Source organism: Amycolatopsis pittospori, from assembly GCF_013870525.1.
In the GTDB taxonomy this organism is placed as follows: Bacteria; Actinomycetota; Actinomycetes; order Mycobacteriales; family Pseudonocardiaceae; genus Amycolatopsis; species Amycolatopsis pittospori.
Genome location: NZ_JACBXD010000008.1, coordinates 46111 through 72055 on the forward strand (window position 1 = coordinate 46111; position 25945 = coordinate 72055).

28 protein-coding genes are annotated in these 25945 nt (G+C 67.5%); 21 read left to right on the top strand and 7 right to left on the bottom strand.

The annotated features are described in order from the left end of the window. Positions 1-96: 96 nt before the first annotated feature. The 3 genes from H5J31_RS06450 to H5J31_RS06460 all read right to left on the bottom strand — a co-directional run bounded on the left by H5J31_RS06450 (position 97) and on the right by H5J31_RS06460 (position 1731). Positions 97-885 carry a SigB/SigF/SigG family RNA polymerase sigma factor gene (locus tag H5J31_RS06450; RefSeq protein ID WP_181771537.1) on the bottom strand — a complete coding sequence of 263 codons (789 nt, stop codon included), beginning with the start codon at positions 883-885 and terminating at the stop codon, positions 97-99. Beyond that, positions 882-1334 (bottom strand): ATP-binding protein, encoded by a 453-nt coding sequence (locus H5J31_RS06455; RefSeq protein WP_181771538.1) that lies wholly within the window; start codon positions 1332-1334, stop codon positions 882-884. Before H5J31_RS06455 ends, H5J31_RS06450 begins: the two co-directional genes overlap by 4 nt. A gap of 64 nt (positions 1335-1398) precedes the next feature. Continuing rightward, positions 1399-1731, bottom strand: coding sequence for a plasmid stabilization protein (locus tag H5J31_RS06460; RefSeq protein ID WP_181771539.1), 333 nt, complete (start codon positions 1729-1731; stop codon positions 1399-1401). Positions 1732-1843: 112 nt separating this feature from the next. Between H5J31_RS06460 and H5J31_RS06465 the strand changes: the two genes are divergently transcribed. The 4 genes from H5J31_RS06465 (at position 1844) to H5J31_RS06480 (ending at position 4849) form a co-directional block, all read left to right on the top strand. After that, a complete protein-coding gene (locus tag H5J31_RS06465; protein ID WP_181771540.1) occupies positions 1844-2806 on the top strand; it encodes a TIGR03557 family F420-dependent LLM class oxidoreductase in 963 nt (320 codons plus the stop codon). Positions 2807-2925: 119 nt separating this feature from the next. After that, on the top strand, positions 2926-3123 hold the full coding sequence (locus H5J31_RS06470) for a hypothetical protein (RefSeq protein WP_181771541.1): 198 nt from the start codon (positions 2926-2928) through the stop codon (positions 3121-3123). A 368-nt stretch (positions 3124-3491) separates the two neighbouring features. After that, positions 3492-3986, top strand: coding sequence for a SigE family RNA polymerase sigma factor (locus tag H5J31_RS06475; protein ID WP_181771542.1), 495 nt, complete (start codon positions 3492-3494; stop codon positions 3984-3986). An 11-nt stretch (positions 3987-3997) separates the two neighbouring features. Further along, positions 3998-4849, top strand: a complete 852-nt coding sequence (locus H5J31_RS06480; RefSeq protein WP_181771543.1) for a hypothetical protein — start codon at positions 3998-4000, stop codon at positions 4847-4849. 4 nt (positions 4850-4853) lie between these two features. Here H5J31_RS06480 and H5J31_RS06485 read toward each other — a convergent pair whose 3' ends face one another. Further along, positions 4854-6644, bottom strand: coding sequence for a sigma-54-dependent Fis family transcriptional regulator (locus H5J31_RS06485; protein WP_181771624.1), 1791 nt, complete (start codon positions 6642-6644; stop codon positions 4854-4856). 166 nt (positions 6645-6810) lie between these two features. On the opposite strand from H5J31_RS06485, the gene H5J31_RS06490 reads away from it, so the two are divergent. The 9 genes from H5J31_RS06490 to groL all read left to right on the top strand — a co-directional run bounded on the left by H5J31_RS06490 (position 6811) and on the right by groL (position 16029). After that, positions 6811-7056: a hypothetical protein gene (locus H5J31_RS06490; RefSeq protein ID WP_181771544.1), complete on the top strand. Its 246-nt coding sequence runs from the start codon at positions 6811-6813 to the stop codon at positions 7054-7056. A 131-nt stretch (positions 7057-7187) separates the two neighbouring features. Further along, positions 7188-8837, top strand: coding sequence for a ferritin family protein (locus tag H5J31_RS06495; protein ID WP_181771545.1), 1650 nt, complete (start codon positions 7188-7190; stop codon positions 8835-8837). Between the two features lie 88 nt (positions 8838-8925). Continuing rightward, positions 8926-9957 carry an NADH:ubiquinone reductase (Na(+)-transporting) subunit F gene (locus H5J31_RS06500; protein ID WP_181771546.1) on the top strand — a complete coding sequence of 344 codons (1032 nt, stop codon included), beginning with the start codon at positions 8926-8928 and terminating at the stop codon, positions 9955-9957. 4 nt (positions 9958-9961) lie between these two features. Continuing rightward, complete coding sequence (locus tag H5J31_RS06505; RefSeq protein WP_181771547.1) at positions 9962-11131, top strand: ferritin family protein; 1170 nt, start codon at positions 9962-9964, stop codon at positions 11129-11131. Then, a complete protein-coding gene (mimD, locus tag H5J31_RS06510) occupies positions 11128-11499 on the top strand; it encodes a propane 2-monooxygenase effector subunit MimD (protein ID WP_181771548.1) in 372 nt (123 codons plus the stop codon). Before H5J31_RS06505 ends, mimD begins: the two co-directional genes overlap by 4 nt. A 33-nt stretch (positions 11500-11532) precedes the next feature. Then, positions 11533-12570 (top strand): amidohydrolase family protein, encoded by a 1038-nt coding sequence (locus H5J31_RS06515; RefSeq protein ID WP_181771549.1) that lies wholly within the window; start codon positions 11533-11535, stop codon positions 12568-12570. Further along, positions 12567-13286 carry an iron-sulfur cluster assembly protein gene (locus H5J31_RS06520; RefSeq protein ID WP_181771550.1) on the top strand — a complete coding sequence of 240 codons (720 nt, stop codon included), beginning with the start codon at positions 12567-12569 and terminating at the stop codon, positions 13284-13286. The genes H5J31_RS06515 and H5J31_RS06520 overlap by 4 nt, the downstream gene beginning before the upstream one ends. Further along, entirely contained in the window at positions 13283-14308 is a 1026-nt protein-coding gene (locus tag H5J31_RS06525; protein WP_181771551.1) for an NAD(P)-dependent alcohol dehydrogenase, read from the top strand. Before H5J31_RS06520 ends, H5J31_RS06525 begins: the two co-directional genes overlap by 4 nt. Before the next feature lie 29 nt (positions 14309-14337). After that, positions 14338-16029: a chaperonin GroEL gene (groL, locus tag H5J31_RS06530; protein ID WP_181771552.1), complete on the top strand. Its 1692-nt coding sequence runs from the start codon at positions 14338-14340 to the stop codon at positions 16027-16029. 134 nt (positions 16030-16163) lie between these two features. Here groL and H5J31_RS06535 read toward each other — a convergent pair whose 3' ends face one another. Then, entirely contained in the window at positions 16164-16379 is a 216-nt protein-coding gene (locus H5J31_RS06535) for a helix-turn-helix domain-containing protein (RefSeq protein ID WP_181771553.1), read from the bottom strand. Further along, on the bottom strand, positions 16379-16858 hold the full coding sequence (locus H5J31_RS06540) for a DUF2975 domain-containing protein (protein WP_181771554.1): 480 nt from the start codon (positions 16856-16858) through the stop codon (positions 16379-16381). The genes H5J31_RS06535 and H5J31_RS06540 overlap by 1 nt, the downstream gene beginning before the upstream one ends. A 520-nt stretch (positions 16859-17378) precedes the next feature. On the opposite strand from H5J31_RS06540, the gene H5J31_RS06545 reads away from it, so the two are divergent. Beyond that, positions 17379-17786 (top strand): VOC family protein, encoded by a 408-nt coding sequence (locus H5J31_RS06545; protein WP_181771555.1) that lies wholly within the window; start codon positions 17379-17381, stop codon positions 17784-17786. Between the two features lie 143 nt (positions 17787-17929). Then, positions 17930-18298 carry a hypothetical protein gene (locus H5J31_RS06550; protein WP_181771556.1) on the top strand — a complete coding sequence of 123 codons (369 nt, stop codon included), beginning with the start codon at positions 17930-17932 and terminating at the stop codon, positions 18296-18298. Between the two features lie 438 nt (positions 18299-18736). On the opposite strand, the gene H5J31_RS06555 is transcribed toward H5J31_RS06550, so the two are convergent. Then, positions 18737-19288 (bottom strand): dihydrofolate reductase family protein, encoded by a 552-nt coding sequence (locus H5J31_RS06555; RefSeq protein ID WP_181771557.1) that lies wholly within the window; start codon positions 19286-19288, stop codon positions 18737-18739. 92 nt (positions 19289-19380) lie between these two features. Between H5J31_RS06555 and H5J31_RS06560 the strand changes: the two genes are divergently transcribed. The 6 genes from H5J31_RS06560 to H5J31_RS06585 all read left to right on the top strand — a co-directional run bounded on the left by H5J31_RS06560 (position 19381) and on the right by H5J31_RS06585 (position 25926). Further along, positions 19381-19866, top strand: coding sequence for a winged helix-turn-helix transcriptional regulator (locus tag H5J31_RS06560; RefSeq protein ID WP_181771558.1), 486 nt, complete (start codon positions 19381-19383; stop codon positions 19864-19866). Between the two features lie 154 nt (positions 19867-20020). Then, positions 20021-21277 carry an ATP-grasp domain-containing protein gene (locus H5J31_RS06565; RefSeq protein WP_181771559.1) on the top strand — a complete coding sequence of 419 codons (1257 nt, stop codon included), beginning with the start codon at positions 20021-20023 and terminating at the stop codon, positions 21275-21277. Positions 21278-21335: 58 nt separating this feature from the next. Then, the gene (locus tag H5J31_RS06570) at positions 21336-22649 is read left to right on the top strand and encodes a lysine N(6)-hydroxylase/L-ornithine N(5)-oxygenase family protein (protein ID WP_181771560.1); all 1314 of its coding nucleotides are present in this window, start codon (positions 21336-21338) and stop codon (positions 22647-22649) included. A gap of 23 nt (positions 22650-22672) precedes the next feature. Further along, the gene (locus H5J31_RS06575) at positions 22673-23038 is read left to right on the top strand and encodes a cupin domain-containing protein (protein WP_181771561.1); all 366 of its coding nucleotides are present in this window, start codon (positions 22673-22675) and stop codon (positions 23036-23038) included. Beyond that, on the top strand, positions 23035-24663 hold the full coding sequence (locus H5J31_RS06580; protein WP_181771562.1) for a class I tRNA ligase family protein: 1629 nt from the start codon (positions 23035-23037) through the stop codon (positions 24661-24663). Before H5J31_RS06575 ends, H5J31_RS06580 begins: the two co-directional genes overlap by 4 nt. Positions 24664-24669: 6 nt before the next feature. After that, positions 24670-25926, top strand: coding sequence for an MFS transporter (locus H5J31_RS06585; protein WP_181771563.1), 1257 nt, complete (start codon positions 24670-24672; stop codon positions 25924-25926). The last annotated feature ends 19 nt before the right edge of the window (positions 25927-25945 follow it).

A 25945-nucleotide genomic window follows, 5' to 3' on the forward strand; every position in this document is an offset into this window, starting at 1 on the left:
GTCGTCTCGGCGGATTCGGCAACCTCTCCGGGAACGCTATGAACGGCCCGTTACTTGCAAAATTTGCAAGTAACGGGCCGTTCATAGCGTCCGGGACTACTCCGAGAGCTTCCCTCGCAGCTGCTCCAACGTCTGCGAGAGAAGCCGCGAGACGTGCATCTGCGAGATACCGACCCGTTCCGCGATCTGCGTCTGGGTGTAGCCGCCGAAGAACCGCATCACGAGGATCGCGCGTTCCCGCTTCGGGAGCTCCCGAAGCAGTGGTTGCAACGCCTCGTGGTTCTCCACCAACGCCATCTCGTGGTCTTCCTCGCCGATCGTGTCGGCGAGCGAGAGGGCATCGGTGTTGTCATCGTGCACCGGCTTGTCGACCGACAACGTCTGGTACGCCTGGCCGGCGAGCAGTCCTTCGCGTACTTCGTTGACTTCGAGGCCGAGGTATTCGGCGAGTTCGGTCGGCGTCGGCGCGCGGCCGAGGCGCTGGGAGAGCGCGGCCGTGCCCTGGCTGAGGGAGACGTGGAGTTCCTTGAGCCGCCTGGGTACCCGGACCGACCAGCCGGTGTCGCGGAAGTGCCGCCGGACCTCACCCATGATCGTGGGCACGGCGAAGGAGAGGAAGTCGTGGCCGCGGCCGGGGTCGAACCGGTCGACGGCGTTGATCAACCCGATCCGCGCCACCTGCACCAGATCCTCGCGGGGCTCGCCCCTGCCGGAGAACCGGGTGGCGATGTGCTCCGCGAGCGGCAGCAGTTCGGTGACCAGGCGATCCCGAAGGTCTTGACGCTGTGGGGAATCTCCCGGCAGCGAGAACATCTCTTGGAACAGCGGCTCGCAGTGGGCGTAGTCGTCCGCCTGCCGCGTGCTCGATCGGCGCTCGGCGCTCACCCGTCGCTCGTTCCCGGGGCCAGGACGAGGTCGATCGTCGTCGTACCCCCAGTCTCGCCGGGCGCCGGCTCGCAGCGGGCCGTCACCGAATGCGTCAAGGTCGTCAGGACGTGCCATCCGAACGTCGTTTCGCTCGGCAGGTAGGGCTTCGCCGTCGTCGTCGAGATCGAGACGGCGATTCCCTCCGGTATCTCGTGAAAGACACAGCACAGGGTCGCTCCCAGTTCTGCGGGCTGGACAAGTTGGGAACAGGCTTCGTCGACGGCCATCTTCGCGTCTGAAATGGCGTCCAAGCCGAAGTCCGCGCGCGCCACCACACCGTGGGTGAGCGTGCGGACGAGTGGAATCTGCTCGGCCTCGGCGGGGAGGCGAAGCTCGACCCGGTCGAGCAAGCCGTCCGACTGAGGCCGAATCTGGGGGGTCAGACCGCCCCGTCCGTGTGCATCCATTGCGGTACCTATCCGTCCGTGGCCGTGGGAGAACCGCGGAGGGGATCCGCCGCGGGACGCGTACTCAACGGCCGAGGGCGCGCTGAAGCTCCTTTTTGGACATCTTCGACCTGCCTTCGACGTTGCGCTTCTTCGCTTCGTTGTAGAGCTGGTCCTTGGTAGGGCCGTTCGGGCCCTGCCGGTTCCCGGACCGCTTCCCGCCGCGCCGCTGTGGTGACATGTCCTGAGTGGAGGTGCGGCTCGCTTCGCGCGACTCGCCCGACTGGGCGCGGTTCTTGTTGACCGTACGCGCGGCGATCTCCTCGGCGCGGTCGGTACTCGCGCCGCGGTCCTTCGCCGAGTCCTTGATGTGCTTGTACTGACGCTCGCGTTTGTCGCTCCAAGTCTGCTGCGGCATGACGGGCTCCTTTCTTCTTCGGACAGGTACCCCGATCGTTTCGCCGGATAAACCTCTGGTTGGCCTCGGGAACGGGCGGGTACGCGGTGGTCAGACGTGAAGGGAGGCTTCGATGCGCATCGGCTACACGCTCATGACCGAACAGGCCGGACCGAAGGACCTGGTCGGATACGCCGCCGGGGCGGAGAAGGCGGGATTCGACTTCGAGGTGATGAGCGACCACTACTCGCCTTGGCTGGACGCACAGGGCCATTCGCCGTACGCCTGGAGCGTGCTGGGGGCGGTGACCCAGACCACCGAACGGGTGGAGCTGATGACCTTCGTGACCTGTCCGACCATGCGGTATCACCCCGCGGTGGTGGCGCAGAAGGCGGCGACCGTCCAGGCGCTGTCGGACGGCCGGTTCACCCTCGGACTCGGCGCGGGGGAGAACCTGAACGAGCATGTTGTCGGGCGCGGCTGGCCACCGGCGAACGTCCGGCACGACATGCTCGCCGAAGCCGTCCAGATCATCGGCGGGCTGTTCGACGGCGGATACTTCAACTACGCGGGAGACCACTTCAGGGTGGATTCGGCGAAGCTCTGGGATCTGCCGGAGCAGCGCGTGCCGATCGCCGTCGCGGTGTCCGGTTCACAGTCGGTGACCCGGTTCGCGCCGATCGCCGACGCGATGATCGCCGTCGACCCGAACGCGTCGCTGGGCCGGGAGTGGGACGCCACCAAACCCGGCTCGCCCGCCCGCAAGATCGCCCAGCTCCCGGTCTCCTGGGGTGAAGACCGCGACGCCGCGATCCGGCGCGCGCACGAGCAGTTCCGCTGGTTGGGCGGGGGCTGGAAGGTCAACGCCGAACTGCCCGGTCCGGCCGGGTTCGCCGGCGCCACCCGGTTCGTCAAACCCGAGGATGTCGCCGCGGCCATCCCGTGCGGGCCGGACGTCGATCCGATCCTGAAACAGGTCGCCGAGTTCGAGGCGGCCGGATTCACCGACCTCGCCCTCATCCAGATCGGCGGCGACCAGCAGGACGGCTTCCTCCGGTTCGCCGAAGACGCCCTGCTCCCGGCGCTGCGGGGCTGATTCACACGGACGGAGTAGGCGTTGCCGGTCTCTGGCACCCGGGCGTGGACTCCTGTGTTCAAGCCGGCGCTCGTGGGTAATAAGGGACGGACACCGGCCTTCGACCCAAGGGGGAACCGATGAAACGAGACCTGTCGACCGGACTCCATCCGGTACCCGACCTGCTGGCCGAGGACCCCGGCTCACCTGAGCAGGCGGAAGTGCGCCGGAAGGCGGCGCTCGCCGTGGCTTCGGGGGCGAAGGACTCCGACGACTGCGCGATGCTGCTGGACATGCTCGGCCTGCACGACGGTGGCCGAACCTCCGAAGTGGCTTGATTCGAAGTGCCGTGCGCCACCACGAAGACCGCGACGAAGGCCTGATATGCCTCGTCGCGGTCGGTGCGCGAAGTACCGCCGACGGATGAACCGTCGCCACCGCGGAACTCGATCGCCTCGCCGCGGCTTCGGGTGATGCGGAAGTCGTCGCCCAGAAGAGCCTTCGCCGCCCGTCCTCCTGATCTCCCGGCTGTCCGCCCGCCGGATCGGTGGTCTCGGATCGATCCGCGCCGGCGCCTTGGCCGCCGGGCGGTCACCCGAAGTTCGCGGCCAGCCCCGTCTGAGTCAGGATTTCCTTCCCGCTGGGCAACCCCGGCGCGCTCACCCCCGGTTCTAGGAGGTATGAGCGAAAAACAGGGGAGGCCTGGGTGAAGCGGTCCGACGAAACGGCGTACCGGGAGTACGTCACGTCCCGGATGGAGGTACTGCGGCGGACGGGCTACCTGCTCTGCCACGACTGGCATCTCGCGGACGATCTGGTGTCGATCACGATCGCCAAGCTCTACCGGCATTGGAAACGGGCGAGCGGCGTCGACCATCTCGACGCCTACGTGCGCCGGATCCTCGTGCGCACCTGGCTCGACGAACGCGGCAGGCCGTGGCGGCGGGAAGAACCGGCGGATGACCTGCCCGAACCGGCGGTGGAGCTGACCTCGAGGGTACTGGACCGGGCGCAGCTGTTCGATCTGCTCGAAGCCCTGCCGCCGCGGCGCCGGGCGGCGGTCGTGCTGCGCATCTATTGCGACCTCTCGGTCGAGGAAACGGCCGGGATCCTCGGCTGTTCGGCGGGAACGGTGAAGAGCCAGACCGCGCGGGGCCTCGACACGTTGCGTGCCCGGCTGGCCGAAACCACCTTGAGCTGAAGGAGATCGAGATGACCAAGGAACGGATCGACGAGATCATCGGCGCGGCCCCGCCGTCCACTGTGGACGTCGACGCGATCGTGGCGCGAGAGCGGAAGACAGCCTGGCTCCGGCCGAACCCCTGGATGGCGGCGGCCGCCGGGGTGGCCGCCGTCGCGGTCGGGGCGGCCTTCGTCCTCGCCCCCGGATCGTCGGGGACGGTGAGCCCGGCGGCTCCGCCGTCCTCGCCGCCGGAACTACCGGAGCCCTGCAAGATCCCCACCCTGATGGGCCCGGTGCCGACGGAGAAACCGGCCGACGCGATGACACGGCTCACCGGGGTGTTGACCACGGCGGTGACCGCCCGGCTCGCGGCGGGCACGACACTGACCCCCAGCGCGGCGAACTACCCCGAGGCCGACCCCGGGCGCGGACCGCTGCAGGTCGTCCACTCGTCGAGGCCGGTGACCAACGGCGGCGGCGGCATGTGCAGCGGCGGCGAGGACGAGTTCCTCGCGGGGGCGACCACGGTCCGGTCGGGCAAGAGAGGCGGCGTCCAAGCGACGCTGGGGCGGATGGGCGGCCGCCTGAACCTGCCCGCGGACTGCGTGGACCAGGCACCGGAGGGGATGGAGCAGGTGTGCCGCCGGACGATCGGGCCGAAGGGGGAGGTCATCGTGGCGACCACCTTGACCGCGAAAGGCGGCGGGCCGTCGATCCACCGGGTCGAGGTCGCCCGCGCCGACAGGATCGGGGTGATCCTCGATGCCGCGAACGCCGTCGACGCGAAGCGCGACGGGAAGCCGGACAGCCCGGCGCCGCCGCTCACCCTGGAGCAGCTGACCGAGATCGCGCTCGATCCCGGGATGACGCTCTACCCGTGAGCGGTCACGAGTTCCGCGCCGGCGCGACGATGCCGTACTCGTGGATCTTCCGGTAGATCGTCGCCCTGGAGATGCCGAGAAGCTGGGCCGCGCGCATCTTGTTGCCGTCGGCGTCCTCGAGGCTCCGCACGATCGCGTCGCGTTCGATCACCTCGAACCGGTTGAGCGGGCGGCGGGTGACGGCGTGGAACTCGGCGGGGAGGTCGCCGGGGACGATGGTCCCCGCGCGGCGGCGTTGCGCGACCTTCCGCAGCACCTGGTAGAGCTGGCCGGCGTTGCCCGGCCATTCGGCCCGCATGAGCAGGTGCAGTGCGGCCGCCGAACAGGTGAGCCGCCCGCCGTAGCCGAGTTTGCTCAGGAACAAGGGGACGAGCTCGGCGAGGTCTTCGGCGTGGTGGCGCAGCGGTGGGACCTGGACGGTACGCGGGAAGAATTTCAGCACCTCCGCCAGCGCGGGCGCGGCTTCGGTGCCGGGAGCCAGCGTCAGCACCACCCACGGGCCGTCGTCGTGGAGTTCCCGGAGCACCTGGACGAGCGCGTCCGCGGCGGCGGCCGGGAGGCGGTGCGCTTGCCGGATGACCAGGGTGGCCGGGGGATGGGCGCGGAGTTCGCGGTGCAGATCGGCCGCCCACTCCGCGCCCTCCGCGCCCGCGGTGTCCACTGTGCACAGTCGTTCCGCCGGACTGCGGCGCATGTGCATACCCTTGGCCAGGACGTGTTTCCCGGTGCCGGGGCCGCCTTCGAGGACGACCCATTCCTTGCGGCCGAACCCGGCTTCGAGCTCGTGGCCGCACCGCAGCCACATCGGCGCGGAGCCGACGACGCCGGGCAGGTACATCGGCAGCATCGGTGTGCTCCCGGAGGTGGACTCCTCGGTTTCGACGAGTTTGACCGACAGCACGCCGCCCGCGACGTCGCCGTCCCGTCGTCCGGGGACGCGGCGGCAGAACAGGCGGACCCGCTGACCGCTCGACAACGCGAGACTCGCCGTCGTCCGGCCACCCGACTCCAGCGCCTCGGCGGCGAACCCGAGCAGGACCGACTGGTCGGCCGGGTCGAGCAACTGCCGCGCCCGGTCGTTCATCATCACGATGTCCTCGTTGAACGCCAGGACGATCCCGGTCCAGCGGCGGCAGGTCTGCAGATAGTTCTGGAACAGCAGCATCTCCCGCAGATCGCTGTGCCGGAGCATCGCCTGCCGGATCTGCTCGGCGGTGGAACGGGCCAGCGCCAGCAGCAGCCCGCCCGCGTCCTTGTACCAGCAGGTGAGGTCGATCGCGCCGATCTTCTTACCGGAGATCGGATGATGGATCGGGACGCCGGCGCAGGCCAGGTTCTCCAGATGCTCCGCGTAGTGCTCGTGCCCGAACACCTGCGTGGCCCGGCCGTCTTCGAGCGCGGTGCCGATCCCGTTGGTGCCGACGGACTGTTCGCCGTAACTGAACCCGGGGACCAGTTCGACACTTTCGAGATGGCGGCGCAGTTCGTTGTCACCGGTGCTCTGGGTGAGGACCACGCCGTTCGGGTCGGTGAGAATGAGGCTGATCGGCTGGCCGTCGAACTGCTCGCCGAGCTTCGCCAGCACCGGCTCGGCACCGCGGATCAGCGGGATGTCGAGGTTCTGGTCGCCGAGGTAGCGCGGGTCGATCCGGTCGGCCTGCACCCGGAAGTCCCGCGACCGGCGCCACGAAGCCAGGATCGGCTGCCGGACATGGCGCGATTCGACCTGCTCCTCGGTGAGGAACCGGATCCTGGTCCGGGCGAGCTCTTCGTCGGCGACGACCATGCCGTCCACCTGACCTCCCGCGAGTCCCGCGGCCCGCGTGGGTGCGGGCACACCCTTGTGCCGCTCCTCCCAGGGTAGAGGCGGGTGGGCGGGGGCGGTGTCTCAAATTGAGACGTCCGGGTGTCGGTGCGCGAGGTGCGATGAGGGGTCAGCCCGCCGAAGCGAGGAGTGCCCGATGCCACCGGCCAGCCCGCCCTCGGAGACCTACAACCCGTGGACCGTCGTCAATCTCGTCTTCCGTCATCTGGCCGAGCAGGGTCTGCACCCCGTGCTCGGCGCCGACGGCCATCCGGGTGAACCGGCCGCGGACCTTCTGCGTGCCTTCGGGATCACCCCGACCGTCGAGGGCGACGCGCGGATCCAGCGCGGGATCCACGACGAGCTGGCCGAACTCCGCGCCCGGATGCTCGGCGAGCGTTAGGCCGGGTGTCTCACATTGAGACCCGCGGCGTTCGCGGGCCGCCCTCTAATGGTGAGCGCAGGACGTGCGCCCCGAACCGGCCGGTGGGGGAGCAGCCCGGCCGCCGGGTGCCACGGATTAAGGAGTGATCCATGAGCCGCCAGAGTGTGGCGAAAGCCCACCAGAAGATCCAGGAACTGTCCTGGGAACCGGCGTATCACACGCCGGTGTCGCACTACGGAACCGATTACACCTTCCGCAAGGCCAAGAAGAAGGATCCGCTCAAACAAGTCCTCCGGTCCTATTTCCCGATGCAGGAGGAAAAGGACCACCGGGTCTACGGTGCCGAGGACGGCGCGATCCGCGGCAATATGTTCCGTCAGGTCCAGGAACGCTGGCTGGAGTGGCAGAAACTGTTCCTGAGCATCATCCCGCTGCCCGAGATCTCGGCCGCGCGGGCGATGCCGCTGCTGTTCCGCACGGTGCCGAACCCGGAACTGCACAACGGCCAGGCCATCCAGATGATCGACGAGGTCCGGCATTCCACGATCCAGCAGAACCTCAAACGCCTGTACATGCAGAACTACATCGACCCGGCCGGCTTCAACTCGAGTCTGCGCAACTTCCAGAACGACTACTGCGGCACGATCGGCCGTCAGTTCGCCGAGGGGTTCATCACCGGTGACGCCATCACCGCGGCGAGCATCTACCTGACCATCGTGGCGGAGACGGCGTTCACGAACACGCTGTTCGTCGCGATGCCCGCCGAGGCCGCCGCCAACGGCGACTATCTGCTGCCGACGGTGTTCCACTCCGTGCAGTCCGACGAATCCCGCCACATCAGCAACGGCTACGCGACACTGCTGATGGCGTTGTCCGACGAGAGCAACCATCAACTGCTCGAACGCGACCTGCGGTACGCGTGGTGGAACAACCACGCCGTCGTCGACGCGGCGATCGGCACGTTCATCGAATACGGCACCAAGGACCGCCGCAAGGACCGCGAGAGTTACGCGGAGATGTGGCGCCGCTGGATCTACGACGACTACTACCGCAGCTACCTCGTCCCGCTGGAGAAGTACGGTCTCGTCATCCCGCACGACCTCATCGAAGAGTCGTGGAACCGGATCTGGAACAAGGGTTACGTGCACGAGGTCGCGCAGTTCTTCGCCACCGGCTGGCTCGCCAACTACTGGCGGATCGACCCGATGACGGACAAGGACTTCGAGTGGTTCGAGTACAAGTATCCGGGCTGGTACGACAAGTACGGCAAGTGGTGGGAGAACTACAACCGCCTCGCCACGCCGAACGGGCACCACCCGATCGTCGCCGAAGGCGTCGACTACGTGTACCCGCACCGGTGCTGGACCTGCATGGTGCCGTGCCTCATCCGCGAGGACATGGTCACCGACAAGGTCGAGGGACAGTGGCGCACCTACTGCTCGGAAACCTGTCGCTGGACCGACGCCGAAGCCTTCCAGCCCACCTACCAGGGCCGTAGCACGCCGAACATGGGCAAGCTCGTCGGCGCCCGTGAATGGGAAACGCTGTACCACGGCTGGAACTGGGCCGACGTCGTCTCCGACATGGGTTTCGTGCGTGACGACGGCAAGACGATGGTCGCGCAGCCGCATCTGGACCTCGACCCGAAGAAGATGTGGACGCTCGACCATCTGCGCCGGATGCCCGAGGTGCAGTCGCCGAACGTGCTGCTGAACCAGATGACCGACGCCGAACGCGCCGCGTTCCAGGCCGACTACAACCGCCAAGGCCCGGCCGGCCGCCCGGCACCGCGTACCTGAGACGCACCCTGAGACCAGGTGGGGAGGGCGGACCCCTCCGCGACACAACGTCCTCCCCGCCACCAATTCTCGCCCGGACGAGGAGCCCATGGAAAAGCACAGGGTGCGGTTCGAGCCGGTCGGCATCGAGATCGACGTCGACGAGGACCAGACGATCCTGCGTGCCGCCGCCGAGCAGGGCGTCATGCTCATGCACGGCTGCAAGGAAGGGCAGTGCGCGGCCTGCAAATCCTTCATCCTCGACGGCGACGACGTCGAACACGACCGGTACTCGACCTTCGCCCTGCCCGACTACGAAAAGGAAGAGGGCTTCACCCTGCTGTGCCGGGCACACGCCTACGAAGACCTCACGATCGAACTCCTCAACTACGACGAGGAGATGATCCAGTCCGGGCTGCCGATCACCGACGCGGTGGTGGAGGTCGTTTCGAACGAGAACGTCACCCACGATCTGCGGCATCTCGTCGTCCGGCTGGTCGAACCGGCGGACCTGAAGTTCTTTCCCGGCCAGTACCTGGACTTCAAGATCCCCGGCACGGACGAGACGCGGTCGTTCTCCATGGCCAACACCTCCGCGCGGGACGGGTTGCTGGAGTTCGTCGTCAAGATCTACCCCGGTGGCCTGTTCTCGGAGTTCCTCGACAGCAAGGTGGAAGCGGGCGACCGGCTGGAGGTCACCGGCCCGTTCGGCGTGTTCACCCTCCGGGACGCGCCGGGCGCCGAGGTGGTGTTCGTCGGCGGCGGGGCCGGGATGGCGCCCATCCTGGCCCTGCTGCGGACGATGGCCGAACGCGGTATCGACCGCAAGGCCGCCTTCTACTACGGAGCCCGGCGGCGCCAGGATCTCTGCTTCGAGGAAGAACTGACCGCACTCGCCGGGAAACTGAAGAATTTCCGCTACATACCGGCACTTTCCGAATCCGGGGACGAGGACTGGGACGGCGAGACCGGGTTCGTCACCGACGTGCTCAAGCGAGCCGGACACGATCTCGCCGGCGCCGACGCCTATGTCTGCGGGCCACCGCCGATGGTGGAGGCGGCTCTGGAGTTGCTGCCTTCCCTCGGAGTCGCGGACAAACGCGTCTTCTACGACAAGTTCACCACTACCGGTGAGGAATGAACCCATGACAGCCACCGAAGAACGCAGTGTGCCGAAGCCGGTCTTCACCGACGCCGAGGCCGGAGCCAAGGTGTTCCCGGATTCGGACGCGCGCCGGTTCAACTACTACCACTCGGCCAAGCGCAAGCAGAGCCACTACGAGGATGTCACCGTCGAGGTCCAGCCAGATCCGCGGCACTACCTCTCCCAAGGCTGGCTGTACGCGTTCGCCGACGGCAAGGGCGGCTACCCGCTCGAGTGGACGGCGCTCAAGGCATGGGGTTCGGATCGGCCGGAACCGGAACGCGGCCCGGGTTCGGGAGGCAAGGGTTACGACTGGCCCGCGCACGGCTGGCACGAATTCCGTGACCCCAACGAGGAATGGGAGCTGACCCTCTACCGGTACAACGCGAACGTCGTCCGCCAGCTCAACCAGAACGTCGACGCGGCGCGGCAGGCCAAGGCCTTCGAGCAGTGGAACCCCAACTGGATCGACTTCGTGGCGAAGAACGTCGGGGCGTGGATGCACGTCGACCACGGTCTCGGGCTGTACCTGTTCGCCAACGCCAACCGCCGCGCGCCCACCAACATGCACAACAACGCGATCTCGGTGAACAGCATGCACCGCATCCGCGCGGCGCAGGATCTGGCGCTGTACAACCTCACCCTCACCGAGGAGATCGAGGGTTTCGACGGCTCCGCGCATCTGGAGACGTGGAACTCCGATCCCGCGTGGCAGGGCGTACGCGAGACGGCCGAGCAGCTGACCGGCATCTGGGACTGGTGCGAGGCGATCTTCGCCGCGAACGTCGTGTTCGAGCCGCTGGTCGGCGAATTGTTCCGCAGCAACCTCGTACAGCAGGCCGCGCCGGCGAACGGCGACTTCGTCACCCCGACCCTCGTCGGTGCCGAGGAATTCGACTACTCCGAGCGGGATCTCCGCTACACGAAGCAGATGTTCGACCTGCTCGTCGACGACCGCCAGTACGCCGACCCCAACAAGGAGATCCTCCAGGGCTGGCTCCAGGACTGGGTTCCCCGGTGCATCGCCGCCGCCCGCACGCTGCAGCCGCTGTGGTCGCAGCCCGACGCCAAACCGACCCGGTTCGAAGACGGCCTCGACCGGGCGAAGAGCCGGTTCGTCGGCATCCTGTCCGATCTGGGTCTCAAAGCACCGAAGGAGCTGGGCCAGTGACCATCTTCAAAACGGCCGAAAGCCCGTACAAGGCCAACAACACCGCGTCCAACATGTGCGGGTTCACCCTGATGAACAACCAGGTCGGGGCGATCATCGCGGAGGTCGCGGGAAGCCTGGAGAACGTCACGATCACGCCACTGCCTTCGATGATCCGAGTCGACGCCACCGGCCGGATGGACCTCGTGTACGCCGAGGTCGACGAGGCCGCCGGCGAGGAGGAGGGCTGGTTCAACGCGGCCGAGTTCGAGGAGAGCATGTCCACCCACTACGGCCGGATGGTGCACCTCGACGACCGCACGATCATGTTCGCCAACCCGGAGGACGCGGCCGAGTACCTCGACTTCGACCTCAAGCCCGTCAGCTGACGCCCCGCCCACCACCCAGCCGGAGGCACGCTCATGTACACAAAGGACGGAGAGAAGTACTTCGTCGTCGACAGCCACACCCATTTCTGGGACGCCAGCCCGGAGAACTGGGTGGCGGGGCAGGAGGAGTTCGCCAAGGGCTGGATCGAATGCTTCCACGCCTACCAGGGACTCGGCCCGAAGGAGACCCACTGGCCGATCGACCGGTTCCAGAAGTACTCCGAAGAACTGATGATGCACGACCTGTTCGAAGTGGGACACGTCGACAAGGCGATCTTCCAGCCGACGAATCTGCGGCAGTGGTACAAGAACGGGTTCAACACCACCGAGGTCGACGGCGCGCTGGCCGAGAAGTATCCCGGCAGGTTCCTCGTCAACACCACGTTCGACCCGCGTGAGGGCGACGAAGGGCTGAAGGCGTTCGAGGAACGGGTCAAGCGCTACGGCGCCAAGGGCGTCAAGCTCTACACGGCGGAGTGGCGGGGCGAGTCGCGCGGCTGGAGCCTGAAGGATCCGGAAGCCGCCCGATATCTGGAGAAGTGCGAGGAACTGGGCGTCAAGAACATCCACGTCCACAAAGGACCGACGATCTGGCCGCTGGACAAGGACGCCTTCGACGTCTCCGACATCGACCACGTGGCGACGAACTTCCAGGGGCTGAACTTCATCGTGGAGCACGTCGGTCTGCCTCGGATCGAGGACTTCTGCTTCATGGCCACGCAGGAACGCAACGTCTACGCGGGGCTCGCGGTCGTCGTCGGCGGGCTGATGCACGCCCGGCCGAAGTTCTTCGCGAAGGTGATGGGCGAGCTGATGTTCTGGATCGGCGAGGACAAGCTGATCTTCGGCGCCGACTACGCGATCTGGGAACCGAAGTGGCAGGTCGAGGGCTTCGTCGACTGGAACATGCCCGAGGACGACGAGTTGTCGGACTTCGCCCCGCTCACCGTCGCGCAGAAGAAGAAGATCCTGGGCTTGAACGCGGCCCGGCTCTACGACATCGAAGTCCCGCCCGAGCTGCGGCTCGCCCAGGAGACCGAGGTCGAGCCGGTCGGCGTGCAACAGCCATGACCGCCGTGTCGGCGGACCGCACCGCCACCGCGGCGGTCTGGTCCGCCCTGCGCGCCGTCCGGGATCCGGAACTGGACGAACCGCTGCCGGACCTCGGATTCGTGGCACTGTGCGAGGTCGACTCGGCGGGACGGGCCCGGGTGGAACTGCGGCTGCCCACGTACTTCTGCGCACCCAACTTCGCGTTCCTCATGGTCGCCGACGCCTACGACGCGGTGGCGGGTGTGGACGAGGTGACCGCGGTGGAAGTGGTACTGCTCGACCATTTCGCCGCCGACGCCATCAATCGCGGGGTGGCGGCGCGGGAAGGGTTCGTGGCGTCGTTCGAAGGGGAAGCGGCCGGTGAGCTGGACGGTCTGCGTACCGATTTCGTCCGCAAGGCCGTCCTCGCCGGGACCGACCGGGTATGCCGGGCGTTGCTCGCCAAGGGCGTCGACGCCGCCCGGCTGCCCGGGCTCACCTTGGGCGACGTCCCGGCCGGTCCCGATCTCGACAGGGTGCGACGGCGGCGGGCCGAACTGTGCCTGCCCGCCGGTGACGAGGACGCGTTACTGCTCGACCCGGTGACGGCGCTGCCGATCACGCCGTCGGAGGCGAAGCGGCATCTGGCCTTCGCCCGGCTCACCCGGACGAGTATGGAGGCCAATTCCGGCGTGTGCCGCGGCATGCTGCGCGTGCGGTACCCGCAAGTCCAGGAAGAGGAGAACACGGGATGAAAGCGGTCCGCCTGCACTCGTACCACAAGCAGCCCGTCGTCGAGGAGGTCCCGGAACCCCGCGCCACCGGCCCGTTCGACGTCGTGGTCAAGATCGGCGGTGCCGGCGTGTGCCGCACCGATCTGCACATCATCGAGGAACAGTGGGCGGAGAAATCCGGGGTCACGCTGCCTTACACGATCGGGCACGAGAACGCGGGCTGGGTGCACGAGATCGGCTCGTCCGTGTCCAATGTGGAGGTCGGCGACACGGTCATCCTGCATCCGACGCCGACCTGCGGACTGTGCCACGCCTGCCGCGCCGGTGACGACATGCACTGTCCTAACGGGAGCTTCCCCGGGATCGACAGTGACGGCGGGATGGCCGAGTACCTGCTGACCTCGGCCAGAGCCTGCATCAAACTCGACCCGGAGACTCGGCCCGAGGACGTCGCCGCGCTCGCGGACGCCGGGATCACCGCCTATCACGCCGTACGCAAGGCCGTTCCGTTGCTTCCTCCGGGCACGGTGTGCGTGGTGAACGGCGCAGGCGGGCTCGGGCATATCGGTATCCAGTCGCTGCGCGCGCTGACCGCGGCCACCGTCGTCGTGGTCGACCGCAACGCCGAAGCCCTTGACCTGGCGGCGAAACTCGGTGCCGACCACACCGTGCTCGCCGATGGGAAACACGTCGAGGCCGTCCTCGATCTCACCGGCGGCAACGGCGCGGAGGTCGTCCTCGACTTCGTCGCCGAACAGGGCGCGCAGCAGGACGCGTTCGCGATGACGCGGCGGGCCGGATCGCAGTTCGTGATCGGCTACGGCGGCGACATCGACATCCCGACCATCGACCTGATCTCCACCGAGCGCAACGTGATCGGCAACCTGGTCGGCACCTACAACGACCTGGTCGAACTCATGGTGCTCGCCCAGACGGGACGGGTCACCCTGCACACCAAGAAATATCCGTTGGAGGCGGCGCTCGACGCCCTCGCCGATCTCGACGCCGGCCGGGTCCGCGGCCGCGCGATCCTCACCCCCTGACCCGCCGCATCGATCGAGGAGCACGCACGATGGCCAAGGAACTGCGTTTCGGCTCGGACGCCCGCGACCTCCTCCTTTCGGGGGTCGACCAACTCGCCGAGGCGGTGAAATCGACACTCGGTCCCAAGGGGCGCAACGTGATCATCGAGAAGATCACCGGTTCACCCGTGGTGACCAACGACGGCGTGACCATCGCGCGGGAGATCCACCTCAAGAACCAGTTCGAGAACATGGGCGCGCAACTGGTGAAGGAGGCGGCGATCAAGACCAACGACGTGGTGGGCGACGGCACCACCACGGCGACGGTGCTGGCGCAGGCGATCATCCGCGCCGGGATGCAGGCCATCGGCCGTGGCGGGAACCCGGTGCTGGTCAAACGCGGTATCGACCACGCCGTCGGCCTGCTGGTCGAGCATCTGGAGAAGCACGCCCATCCGGTGGTGTCCGAACAGGACTACGCGCGGGTCGCCGCCATCTCCGCGAACGACGACGACGCCGTCGGTGAAGTGATCGCGAAAGCGCTGCACACCGTCGGCGAGGGTGGTGTGGTGACCGTCGAGGAGGCGGCGTCCATCGGGATGAGCGTCGACTTCGTGGAGGGTTTCGAATTCGACAACGGGTATCTCTCGCCGTATCTGGTCACCGATCCGGGACGGCTGGAGGCCGTGCTGGAGGATCCGTACATCCTGATGTGCAGCGAGAAGATCACCCAGGTGCAGCAGTTGATGCCGTTGCTGGACAAGATCATGCGGGCACCGAGACCGCTCGTGGTGATCGGCGAGACGGTGGAGGGGACCGCGTTGTCGATGCTGGTGCACAACCACGTCAACGGCACGTTCCAGTCGGTGGCGATCCGCGCGCCCGGATTCGGCGACCGGCGGCTGCACAAACTGGAGGACCTCGCCGCGGTGGTCGGCGGCGCGGTGCTCTCGCGCCAGTCCGGGTTCTCGATGGAGACCATGACGCTGGAGCATCTGGGCCGCGCCAAGCAGGTCCGGGTGACCGAGAACAAGACGACCATCGTGGGCGGCGCCGGCTCCGCGGACGACATCGAGTTCCGGGTCGGGCAGTTGCGATCCGAACTGGAGCGGGCGCAGTTCGGCGTCGACGAGGACGTGCTGACCGAACGGATCGGCGCACTGACCGGCAAGGTCGCCGTGGTCCACGTCGGCGCGGCCACCCCGGCCGAACTCAAGGAACTCCAGCACCGCGTGGAAGACGCCCTCTCGGCGACCCGCGCCGCGATGGCCGAAGGGATCGTGGCGGGCGGCGGCGCCGCACTGGTGCACGCGGAGAAGGCGTTGGAAGACCTCGCGCTGGAAGGCGATCACGCGATCGGCGCCGAGATCGTGCGGCAGTCGTTGTGCGAACCCGCGTACCTCATCGCGTTCAACGCCGGCCACCCCGCGCACGAGATCGTCGCCCGCACCAGGGAACTGGGCGACGACGAGGGCTTCGACGCGTTGCACGACCGCTACGGCGACATGATCGAGATGGGCGTCGTCGATCCGCTGCGGGTCTGCCGTTCGGCGATCCAGAACGGGGCGTCGGTGGCGGGACTGTTGCTGACGACGAACTCGCTGATCGCCGAGGAACAGACGCCGTGGGGCGGGAGCGCGGCGCTGATGACCGAATTCGGGCCCCTCGACGGCGGATTGCACCAGCCGTCGCCGGACTCCAGCACCCCGCAGTCGCTGGGGATGGGGCCGTCGGTCGGCTGATCGACGGGTTCGCGCGGCGCGATGCGTTCCAGAAGGGGGTCGTGAGTGATAAGGAGGGTTAGAACGACACTTATCACTCACGACCCCCCGGCCACGAACTGCACCTTGAGGCATCAATCGGACTGGGTTGCCCTTCACCGAGTCTCGTCTTCGACCCATTCGAGCAGGTCCCCGGGCTGGCAGTCGAGGACCCGGCACATGGCTTCCAAGGTGCTGAAGCGGACGGCCTTGGCGCGGCCGTTCTTCAGCACCGCCACGTTCGCCGGGGTGAGCCCGACCAGTTCGGCGAACTCGCCGACGCTCATCTTGCGTTTGGCCAGTTCGACGTCGATGCGGACGACGATCGGCATCAGATCACCTGTTCCATGTCGGACCGCAGCGTGGTGGCCTGCCGCAACAGCGTGCGCAGCACGATCATGAGGAGGCCCAGCACGGCGACGCCGATCAACGCCAGGAACAACAGGAGCGGCAGGCCCGGGTCGTCGGCGTTGAAGCCGACGTAGAGGAACACCCCCGCGAGCACCACCCAGCCGGCGACGATCGCCCACACGATCGCGTCGACCCAGACCAGCGAGGCCCGGGTGAAGATCCGGTCCTTCTTGACCAGGGTGAGCAGTTGCCAGGTGGCCACGACCACGACCTGGACGCAGAGCACCCAGAAGACGGACACGGCCGTCGCCGGCCAGCGCAGGTATGCCATGTCCGGGTCCTGCCTGGCCATATGCGCGAACTGCCCCGGCAGGGACATGACCTGGAACAGGACCAGGACCCCGAACAGCAGCACGAGGAACACTCTGAGGGGCGCGACCGCCCGTTGCGCGGTGAACATGCATCGATGTTCGCTGGTTATCTATCGAAAGTCAATCGGTAGCTATCGACTTGTGCGTGCCAAGACGAGGAGCGGCCGCTGGTCGGGCGGGGCGAGCATCGTTGGCCGGAACTGTTCACGATGTCCTGGAACAGGGCGGGACGGTCCTCATCGTCCATGCGGATCAGGGCCCTCGTGCTGGAGCCGGTGGTCTCGCGTGAGTGGATGGACGGCACGCGTGACGGGATGGACGGCATGCGTGACGGGATGGACGGCAGGAACGGGGCCGGGCCGCGCGGTGAGCCTTCCCCTCTGAACATGTGCGCCGTCCATCCCGTCACGCGGGACCGTCCATTTGCCGCCCAGGGCGTGGTCGTTCCCGTTCGGGCTGTTGGAGCGTGTTCGGAGAATTGCTCACCGCATTCGGTGAACGGGGTTGAATTTTCGTTGCCCGAAGGAATTCACCCGGCCGTAGTTCAGTCGTTGTCGCGTCCGGTGGTGTCTGCCAGGATGCTCGTGACCCGAACCGAAGGAGCGTCCAGTGGCTTCCCGTCTCAATCCCTACATCAGCTTCGCCGGCGACGCCCGGCAGGCCATGGAGTTCTACAAATCGGTGTTCGGCGGAGAACTGACGCTGAACACGTTCGGCGAGTCCGGTATGGCGGGGTCGCGTGTGGAGGACCAGATCATGCACAGCCAGCTCGATTCCCCGGGCGGCTACACGATCATGGCGTCGGACACGCCGCCGGGAATGGAACACAAACCGGGGACCAACCTCTCCGTCAGCCTCAGTGGTGACGACGGCGAGGAATTGCGCGGATACTGGGAGAAACTGTCCGCCGACGGTACCGTTTCGGTCCCGTTCGAAAAGCAGATGTGGGGCGACGAATTCGGCGCCTGCACCGACAAGTTCGGCATCTCGTGGATGGTGAACGTCACCCAGTCCTGACCAGAGGACTATGGCCCTACCGGATCCGTGCCGAAGCGCCTGACTTCGGGGGACTTGCGGCTCCGATCTCGCGAAACCCGTTATGCCACCGGTGAAACCGCCGTCCTTATGAGGGTTCAGCGGTTTCACCGGAAGGCGAGGGTATGGACAGGACATTCGCGGCACTACTGGTTTCAGCGGGTGCCGCCGTTTTCGTCGCGGTACTGGGTGGTTGTGGAACGACGACCGCCGGGACACCGATCACGGTGGTGCGGGAGGTCGTGCCGCCGCCGCCGTCTACGACCACCGCCGTCGTGGCGCCACCGCCGACCTCGATCGTCGTGGTGGAGCCGCGGGTGACCGTGACCCGGGCACCCGTGGCGCCGAGTCTCACCCCGTGTCAGCGCCTGTTCTCCGAGGGGTACTCGTTCGACTACGCCTTCAGCGCGTGGATCAACGCGGGGCGCCCGCTGAGCTGGGACGCCGATCGCGACGGGTATCCGTGCGAGCAGTCGTACGGGAACCGGAACTGAAGTACAGGAAGGCCCCGTTCTTGCGTCTGGCTCGTAGCGGCCTGACATTCTCGACTGTGCATAAAGGACACTCTCGGGGTGGTCGTCCGGCTGCGTGGCGGGTGTTGCGAAAGCCACTTTCGCAACCTTCAACGTTGCGAAAGTGGCTTTCGCAACACCGGAGAGCGGCTGGGCAAGCGGGTCGTGAGTAGGACTCGGCCGTCGCCGAATGTCGTCCGTCTGATCACGTGCGTCGCCCGTCCGATCACACATGCCGTCCACCCAGTCACGCGAAAGTACCGACTCGGCCCGGGTGGTGGTGACTGGCGATTCGGGTCAGGACCAAGAGTGTTTCGGCTACCGCCGGTTGCCGGGGCGGGGCCGTGGTCCGTGAAGGACCCCTTCGCTCGGCTCAGCCGCAGAAACTCGACCTTCACACCTTCCCCAGTACAGGAAGGCTCAAGGAGCCGGCTTGAAGCGGACGTCGGTCGAGCCGGACGGGTCGGTCACGCCGAGCCCGTGCAGCCGGATCGGCGTGCCGCCCGGGTTGTCGTACAGCCGGATGCCGTCGCCGAGCAGTACGGGCGCGATGTGCAGGTCGATCTCGTCGATCAACCCCAGTTCGAGCAGCTGGCGGCCGATGTCCGGGGAGAACACTTCGAGGTTCTTCCCGTTCGCCGCCTCGAGTCCGATCCGCACCGCTTCGGCCGGGCCGCAGTTCAGGAAGGTGACCCCTTCGACGGGTGTCGCGTCCTCGGGGTGGTGGGTGAGCACGAAGAGCGGGCCTTTCCAGGCGCCGCCGTAGATGCCGCTGGGGTCGGGGTAAGCGTCCCAGCCGTCGCGGCCGCCGAGGACGGCGCCGGTGGTCTTCGCGTACTCGTCCACCAGGCTCGGGCGGAACGTGGTGCCCGTCATCCAGTCCATGCTGTGGCCCGGGCCCGCGACGAAGCCGTCCAGCGACATCGTGAAGTGCCAGAGCACTTTCCCGTTCGCGGTCTGTGGTTCGAGCATCCCGCCTCCTACTGCTTGCGATTCGCAACCGGTTCGCTCACCCTAGAAAACCCGGTGGTAGATTGCAACCACTTCTCCCGGAGGTGAAACGGATGGCGGACACCGCCCGTTCGGGCTGCCCGATCAACGCCGCGGTCGAGGCGTTCGGCGACGGCTGGAGCCTGCTCGTGCTGCGGGACATCATGTTCGGCACGCGTCGCTACTTCCGGGAACTGCTCGCCGGTTCGGAAGAGGGCATCGCCTCGAACATCCTGGCCGACCGGCTGAAGCGGCTGGTCAAGGCCGGGCTGCTGACCCGCGAGGACGCCGGCCCCGGCAAGCGGGCCGCGTACAGCCTGACCGAGGCGTCGATCCAGCTGGTGCCCGTGTTCGCTCAGCTCGGTTCGTGGGGACTGAACCATCGTCCGACCACGAAGCGCCTGCGTGTCCGGGCCGAACTGCTCGCCGCGGGCGGGCCGGAGCTGTGGGCGGAGTTCATGGCCGAGCTGCGGGTCGTCCACCTCGGCGAACCGGCGTCGTCCGGGGACGGGCCCGGCGTGCTGCGACGTCTCGCGGAGGCCTACGAGGCCGCTCTCTGACCTGTTCGGTCCTTTGTGGACTCAGGTCGACCCATAGCACCCCGCACCCTCTCTCGCATCTCGTTGATTGTTCTGCCCGAATCAAGGGTTCCGGTCAACCAATCCCCGGGATGTAGTAGCCCGCGACGAAGCGACGGGCTGGTGGGGAGAGGGAATGAGCTCAGCGGAGGGTGTTGTCCTGGTCATCGGCTGCGGGATGCGGCCGTACCGGGAGTACCTGTTGGCGTCGGCCGGGCACCGGCATCCCTTGTGGCTGTTCAACGGGGCCGAACCGACCTGGCAGGAGCGCTACATCACCGGCGCCACGGTGCTGGACCTGCAGGATCGTGACGCCGTACTGGCCGCGGCCCGTGCGCTCGACGCGACGACGCCGGTACTCGGCGTGGTGTCGTGGGACGAAGCGCTGATCGTGACGGCGGCCCACGTCGCGGACGAACTCGGTGTGCCGGGCGCGGGGATCTCCGCGATCGAGGGCTGCCGCGACAAGTGGCTCAGCCGCCGGACGCTCACCGCGGCCGGGGTCGCGCAGCCGGACTTCGGGTTCGTGCACGACGAGGACCAGGCGGTCCGGGTGGCCGAGCGGATCGGGTACCCGGTCGTCGTCAAACCGCGCGGGGGAGGGGCGAGCATCGGCGTCAGTCTCGCGGCGGACGCCGGGGCCGTGCGGGACGCGTTCCGGACCGCGGAGGACGCCAGCTTCGGCGGCTCTCCCGCCTACAAGGGCGGGGCGCTGGTCGAGGAGTACCTGACCGGACCCGAGATCAGCGTGGACGGCGCCGTCGTGGACGGCGAGTACACGCCGATGTTCGTGGCGCACAAGACGGTCGGCATGCACCCGTACTTCGAGGAACTGGGCCATCTGGTCAGTTCGAAGGACGAACTGCTCGCCGACCCGGTGCTGCGCTCGACGCTGGCCCGCGCGCACAGCGCGATCGATTTCCGGTACGGCATCACCCACACCGAACTCAAGCTCACCGGACGCGGGCCGGTGATCGTGGAGATCAACGGACGGCTCGGCGGGGACCTGATCCCCTTGCTGGCCCGGTACGCGACCGGCGTCGATCCGGGTGCCGCCGCGGTCGACGTCGCGCTCGGCATGCGCCCGCACATCCCCTACGAGGCCGAGCCCAGGTGGGTCGGCGTGCGGTTCGGCTACCCGAAGCAGGACTGCGTCGTCGAGTCCGTGTCCGTACCGCTTTCCTCACCGGGCACCGGGATCCTCGCGGCCGACGCGCTCGTCGATCCCGGCTCCCGGATGCGGTTGCCGCCGGCGGAGTTCATCTCGCGCCACGCGTATGTGATCTGCGCCGGCAGCGATCCCGACGACTGTGACGTGATGCTGGACAAGGCGATGGCCCAGGTCCGGCTGACCGCGCATCCCCTGCTGCCTTCGGTGGCTTCCGGTGGCTGAAGGCGCATCGGGACCACAGGACACTTTCCCAGCACTCACAACGATGGCGGAGCAAACTATGGCTAACCGTGATGTCGAGCTTCTCGCAGTCGGAGCAGGACCGTCCAATCTGGCACTCGCCGTGGCGCTGGAGGAGCTCGCACCCGGCCTTGCCCGTGACTCGGTCCTCATCGAGCGCGACCAGGAGGTCTCCTGGCAGCGGGGCATGCTCCTGCCGGAGGCGCTGTCGCAGGTCTCGTTCCTCAAGGATCTGGTGACCCTGCGCAATCCGCGCAGCCGGTTCTCGTTCCTCAACTACCTGCACGACACCAACCGGCTCAACGAGTTCGTGAACATGGGCAGCTTCGTGCCGTACCGGGTCGAGCTCGCCGACTATCTCAAGTGGACGGCCGAGTCGCTTTCGCTGGTGGACCTGCAGCGCGGCCGGGAATGCCTCGACATCACTCCTGTGTGGACGGACGGCACCCTCACCGGCTGGGACACGCGGGTCGCCGACGGCGAGACCATCCGCAGCCGGTACCTGGTGGTCGGCGCCGGCCGTGACGCCCGGATCCCGGACCAGCTCCGGACGGTGAACCAGGACCGCGTCATCCACAGCACGCAGTACCTGCCGCGGATCGCGAAGCTCCGCAAGGACCTGCCGTACCGCGTGGCGGTGATCGGCGCCGGGCAGAGCGCGGCGGAACTGTTCTGCTCGGTGCAGAACGACCTGCCCGAATGCAAGCCCACCATGGTGATGCGTTCGATCGGGCTGAACTACTACGAGAGCAGCAAGTTCAACAACGAGCTGTTCTTCCCGTCCCATGTGGACAAGTTCTTCGACGCGCTGCCGGACGCCCGCGAGCAGATGCTCGAGGAGATGCACCACACCAACTACTCCGGGTTGGCGCCGGGCACGATGGACTCGCTCTACCGCTCGGTGTACCTGGACCGCCTGTCCGGTCGCTCCCGGCTTCGGATGATCACCATGAACGACATCACCGACGCCCGCGACGAGGGCGACGAGGTCGTACTGGAACTGACCGACCGCCGCACCGGCGAGGTCCAGGAACTGCGCACGGACCTCGTGCTGCTCGGCACCGGCTTCTCGCCGGAGATGCCGCGCATGGTCCAGGAGATCGCGAAGTCGATCGGTCTCGCGGAGATCAAGGTGACCCGCGACTACCGGCTGGAGATCGACCAGCCCGCCACCGCCGCGGTCTACCTGCAGGGCGTCAACGAGGCCACGCACGGCATCGCGGACTCGCTGCTGAGCGTCCTCGCCCCGCGCGCCAACGACATCCTGCAGGACATCCTCGCCCATCGCGGCGAGACGCCTTCGGTGCCCCCGCAGCCTACGTCCGACACGGCTCCCATCGTCGCCACCCGCTGAGCATCGGAAAGGAAGAGACAGTCATGGAGATCCGTCCGCTGGAGCGGGAGAAGATGGTCTTCGAGAACGGTGCCTTCGGGCAGCGGCTCCTGCCGTGGACGGCGCTGAACGCGCCGTTCGAAGGCGCCTGGGTCACGGTGCCCGCGCACGGCGCGACGGGTGCGCATTCCCACCACGAGTACGAGATCTTCATCGCCGTCAGCGGCGAGGCGGTCGTGGAGACCGGGGGAGAGCGGCGCGCGTTCAAACCCGGTGACATCGAGTACCACAAGCCCGGCACCGAGCACCGCATCCTCAACGACGGCGCCGAAGACTTCGAGATGTACGCGATCTGGTGGGACACGGACATGTCGGCGAAGTTCGCCGCCCGGCACGAGGAGAAGGCGTGACCGCGTCACCCGACACGAGGCCGGTGGTGATCATCGGCGGCCCCCCGACGTCCAACGGGGACCTGCACATCGGGCATATCGCCGGCCCGTACCTCGGCGCCGACGTCCACCGGCGCTACCTGCGTGCGGCCGGCCGGGAGGGTGTCTTCGCCTCCTGCACCGACGACAGCCAGACCTATCTCGTCACCAGCGCGGCGCGGGTCGGGACGACGCCGCCCGCGCTGGTGGAGCAGTCGACCGGCGCCATCCAGCGCACGTTCGAGGCGATGGGCGTCGACGTCGACGGCTTCTCTCCGACCGACGACGGCTACAAGGCACTCGTCCACGACTACGTCAAACGGCTGTACGACAAGGGAAAGCTTCGCCTTCGCAAGGTGCGGCTGCCCTACGACGAGAACAAGGGCGAGTTCCTGGTCGAGGGCTTCGTCGGCGGACGCTGCCCGACCTGTCTCGCCGACAGCCGCGGCGGGTTCTGTGAGGGCTGCGGACATCCGATCGACTTCGACGCGCTCATCGAGCCGTACTCGGTACTCGACCCGGCCCACGAGGTGACCTACCGCGAGACCGAGATCATGGTCTTCCCCGTCTCCGAGTACCGCGAGCAGCTCCTCGCCTACTACGAGGAGCGCGGTCCGGCGTGGCGGCCGCATGTGCTCGGGCTGATGCGGGAACTGCTGGCCGGGCCGTTGCCCGACTTCGCGATCACGTACCCGGTGAAATGGGGACTGCCGGCGCCGTTCCTCCAGACGCCGGGTCAGCGGCTCAACGCGTGGGTCGAGGGTATGCCCGCCTCGATGTACTGCACCGAGTACGCCCTGCGCCGCAACGGAAAGCCCGTGGTCGCCGACGACGACGCGTGGCTCGCGCAGAACGACGCTCGGGTCGTGGTGTTCATGGGCTTCGACCCGTTGTTCACCTGGGGCGTCGTCCACGTCGCGGAGCTGATGGCCCTCGAAGGCCGTTACGTCCTCCCGGACACGTTGCTGGTCAACGAGTTCTACGAACTGGAGAACGAGAAGTTCTCCACCAGCAAGGGACACGTGGTCTGGGCCCGCGATCTCGCGGCCGAGGTGCCGCGTGACATCGCGCGGCTCTACCTCAACCTCACCGCGCCCGAGTTCGCCCGGACCAACTTCAGCCGCGCCGCGCTGGAGAAGATCGCGAGGGAGCGGCTGGTCACGCCCTGGAACGAGCTCGCCGAGACGCTCGCGAAGCTGACCGCGGAGGTCGGCGGCGAGGCCGACCGGCTGCCCGTGTCGACGGAGGCCACGGAACGCGCGGCGGCGATGGTGTCGCGGTTCGCGCTCAACTACGAACTCGAGGACTTCAGCCTCAGCCGGGCCGCCGATCTGGTGGTGCAGCACGTCGAACGCCTGCGGGCCGAGACCGAACGCACCCTGGAGGGCAACCTCGACCAGGAGGTGCTCCGCGGCAGGCTGGGTGACCTCTTCCTCGAAACGCGTGCGCTGATCGGCTGCGCGTCGCCGATCCTGATCGACGTCACCGAACGCGCCGCGCGGGCCGGCGGGTTCGACCTCCGGATCACCGCGGCCGCCCACGACGTCACGCACACCACGGCGTTCGCCGTGCCACCACTGGAATTCTCCCCGACGAGCGAGGTCTGAGACCCCATGTCACCCGACACCACCCTCTCCGCCGACGCGGTCCGGAGTTCCCGGCTCGCCGAACGCCTGCTGGTCCCGGCCGGGTTCGTCACCACGGCGGGCAACGCGTTCCAGATCACCGCCGCGGCGATCCTGGTCTTCCACGCCGAGCAGACCACCCTGGCCGTGGGCTGGCTGTTCATCGCGGTGTCGATCCCGCAGGTCGCGCTCGCGCTGCTGTTCGGCAAGCTGGTCGACAAGGTCGACCGGCGGATGCTGTGCGTGGCCGCGGACCTGGTCAGCGCGATGACCGCGTTCGCCCTGCCGGTCTGGCTGTGGATCGGCGGCCCCGCGAACCTGGGGTCCTACATAGCGAACTTCATGCTCGCCTGCACCGCGGCGCTGTTCATGCCGGCCAGCAACGGGTTGATCAAGGAACGGATCCGAGACGAGCGACTCGGGAAGTTCAACTCGCACTTCGAGATGGCGAGCAACGCCGGCATGCTGCTGGCATCGTCGCTGGCCGGCTTCCTGGTGATCTGGTTCGGCGCGACGCCGCTGTTCATCTTCAACTCGCTGACCTTCATCGTCTCGGCCGTCCTCGTCTACGCGATCGGCCGCAAGCCGGCCAAGGCGCCGGTGGTCGAGGAGACGGTGATCGACCCGTCGGCGCCGGTCGAGGCCCCGGTGCGCCAGCCGATCAAGCGGCTCGCGCTGCTGTACGCCAACGGGAACATCGGCCTGATGGTCGCCAACGTCATCCTGACGACGCTGATCCTGCAGACGTTCGGCCAGGGCGCGTGGATGATCGGCGTGGTCGACGCGCTGGCCGGTGTCGGGTTCATCGTCGGCGCCGCGATGTACGGCAAGGTCAGCAAACGGTTCAAGGGCATCCATCTCGCCGTGCTCGGCACCCTCGGGAACCTGATCTGCCTGGCCATCCAGCCACTGCACTACATCGCGTTGATGGCGGCCATCCCGTTCGCGGGCTTCTGCTTCGCGCAGGGCCGGATCGCCGCCCGGACGCTGCTGATGCGGGCGAGCCCGGAGGAGCGGGTCGGCCGGATCTTCGGTGGCACGCAAGCGGTCGGCCTCGGGCTCGGCGTCGGCGCGACGGTCGGCCTGTCCACGCTGGCGGACGCGTTCAGCGTGCCCTACGCCTTCTGGGGTCTGGCGATCCTGCAGGGCGCGATCGTGATCGGCACTTACTTCAGTCTGGCGAAACCGCTTTCGGCGCAGGAAAAGAAGCAGCCCGTCGAGGTTCTCGAGGCGACCGCCGCCTGAGCGCGGCCCACTACGGAGG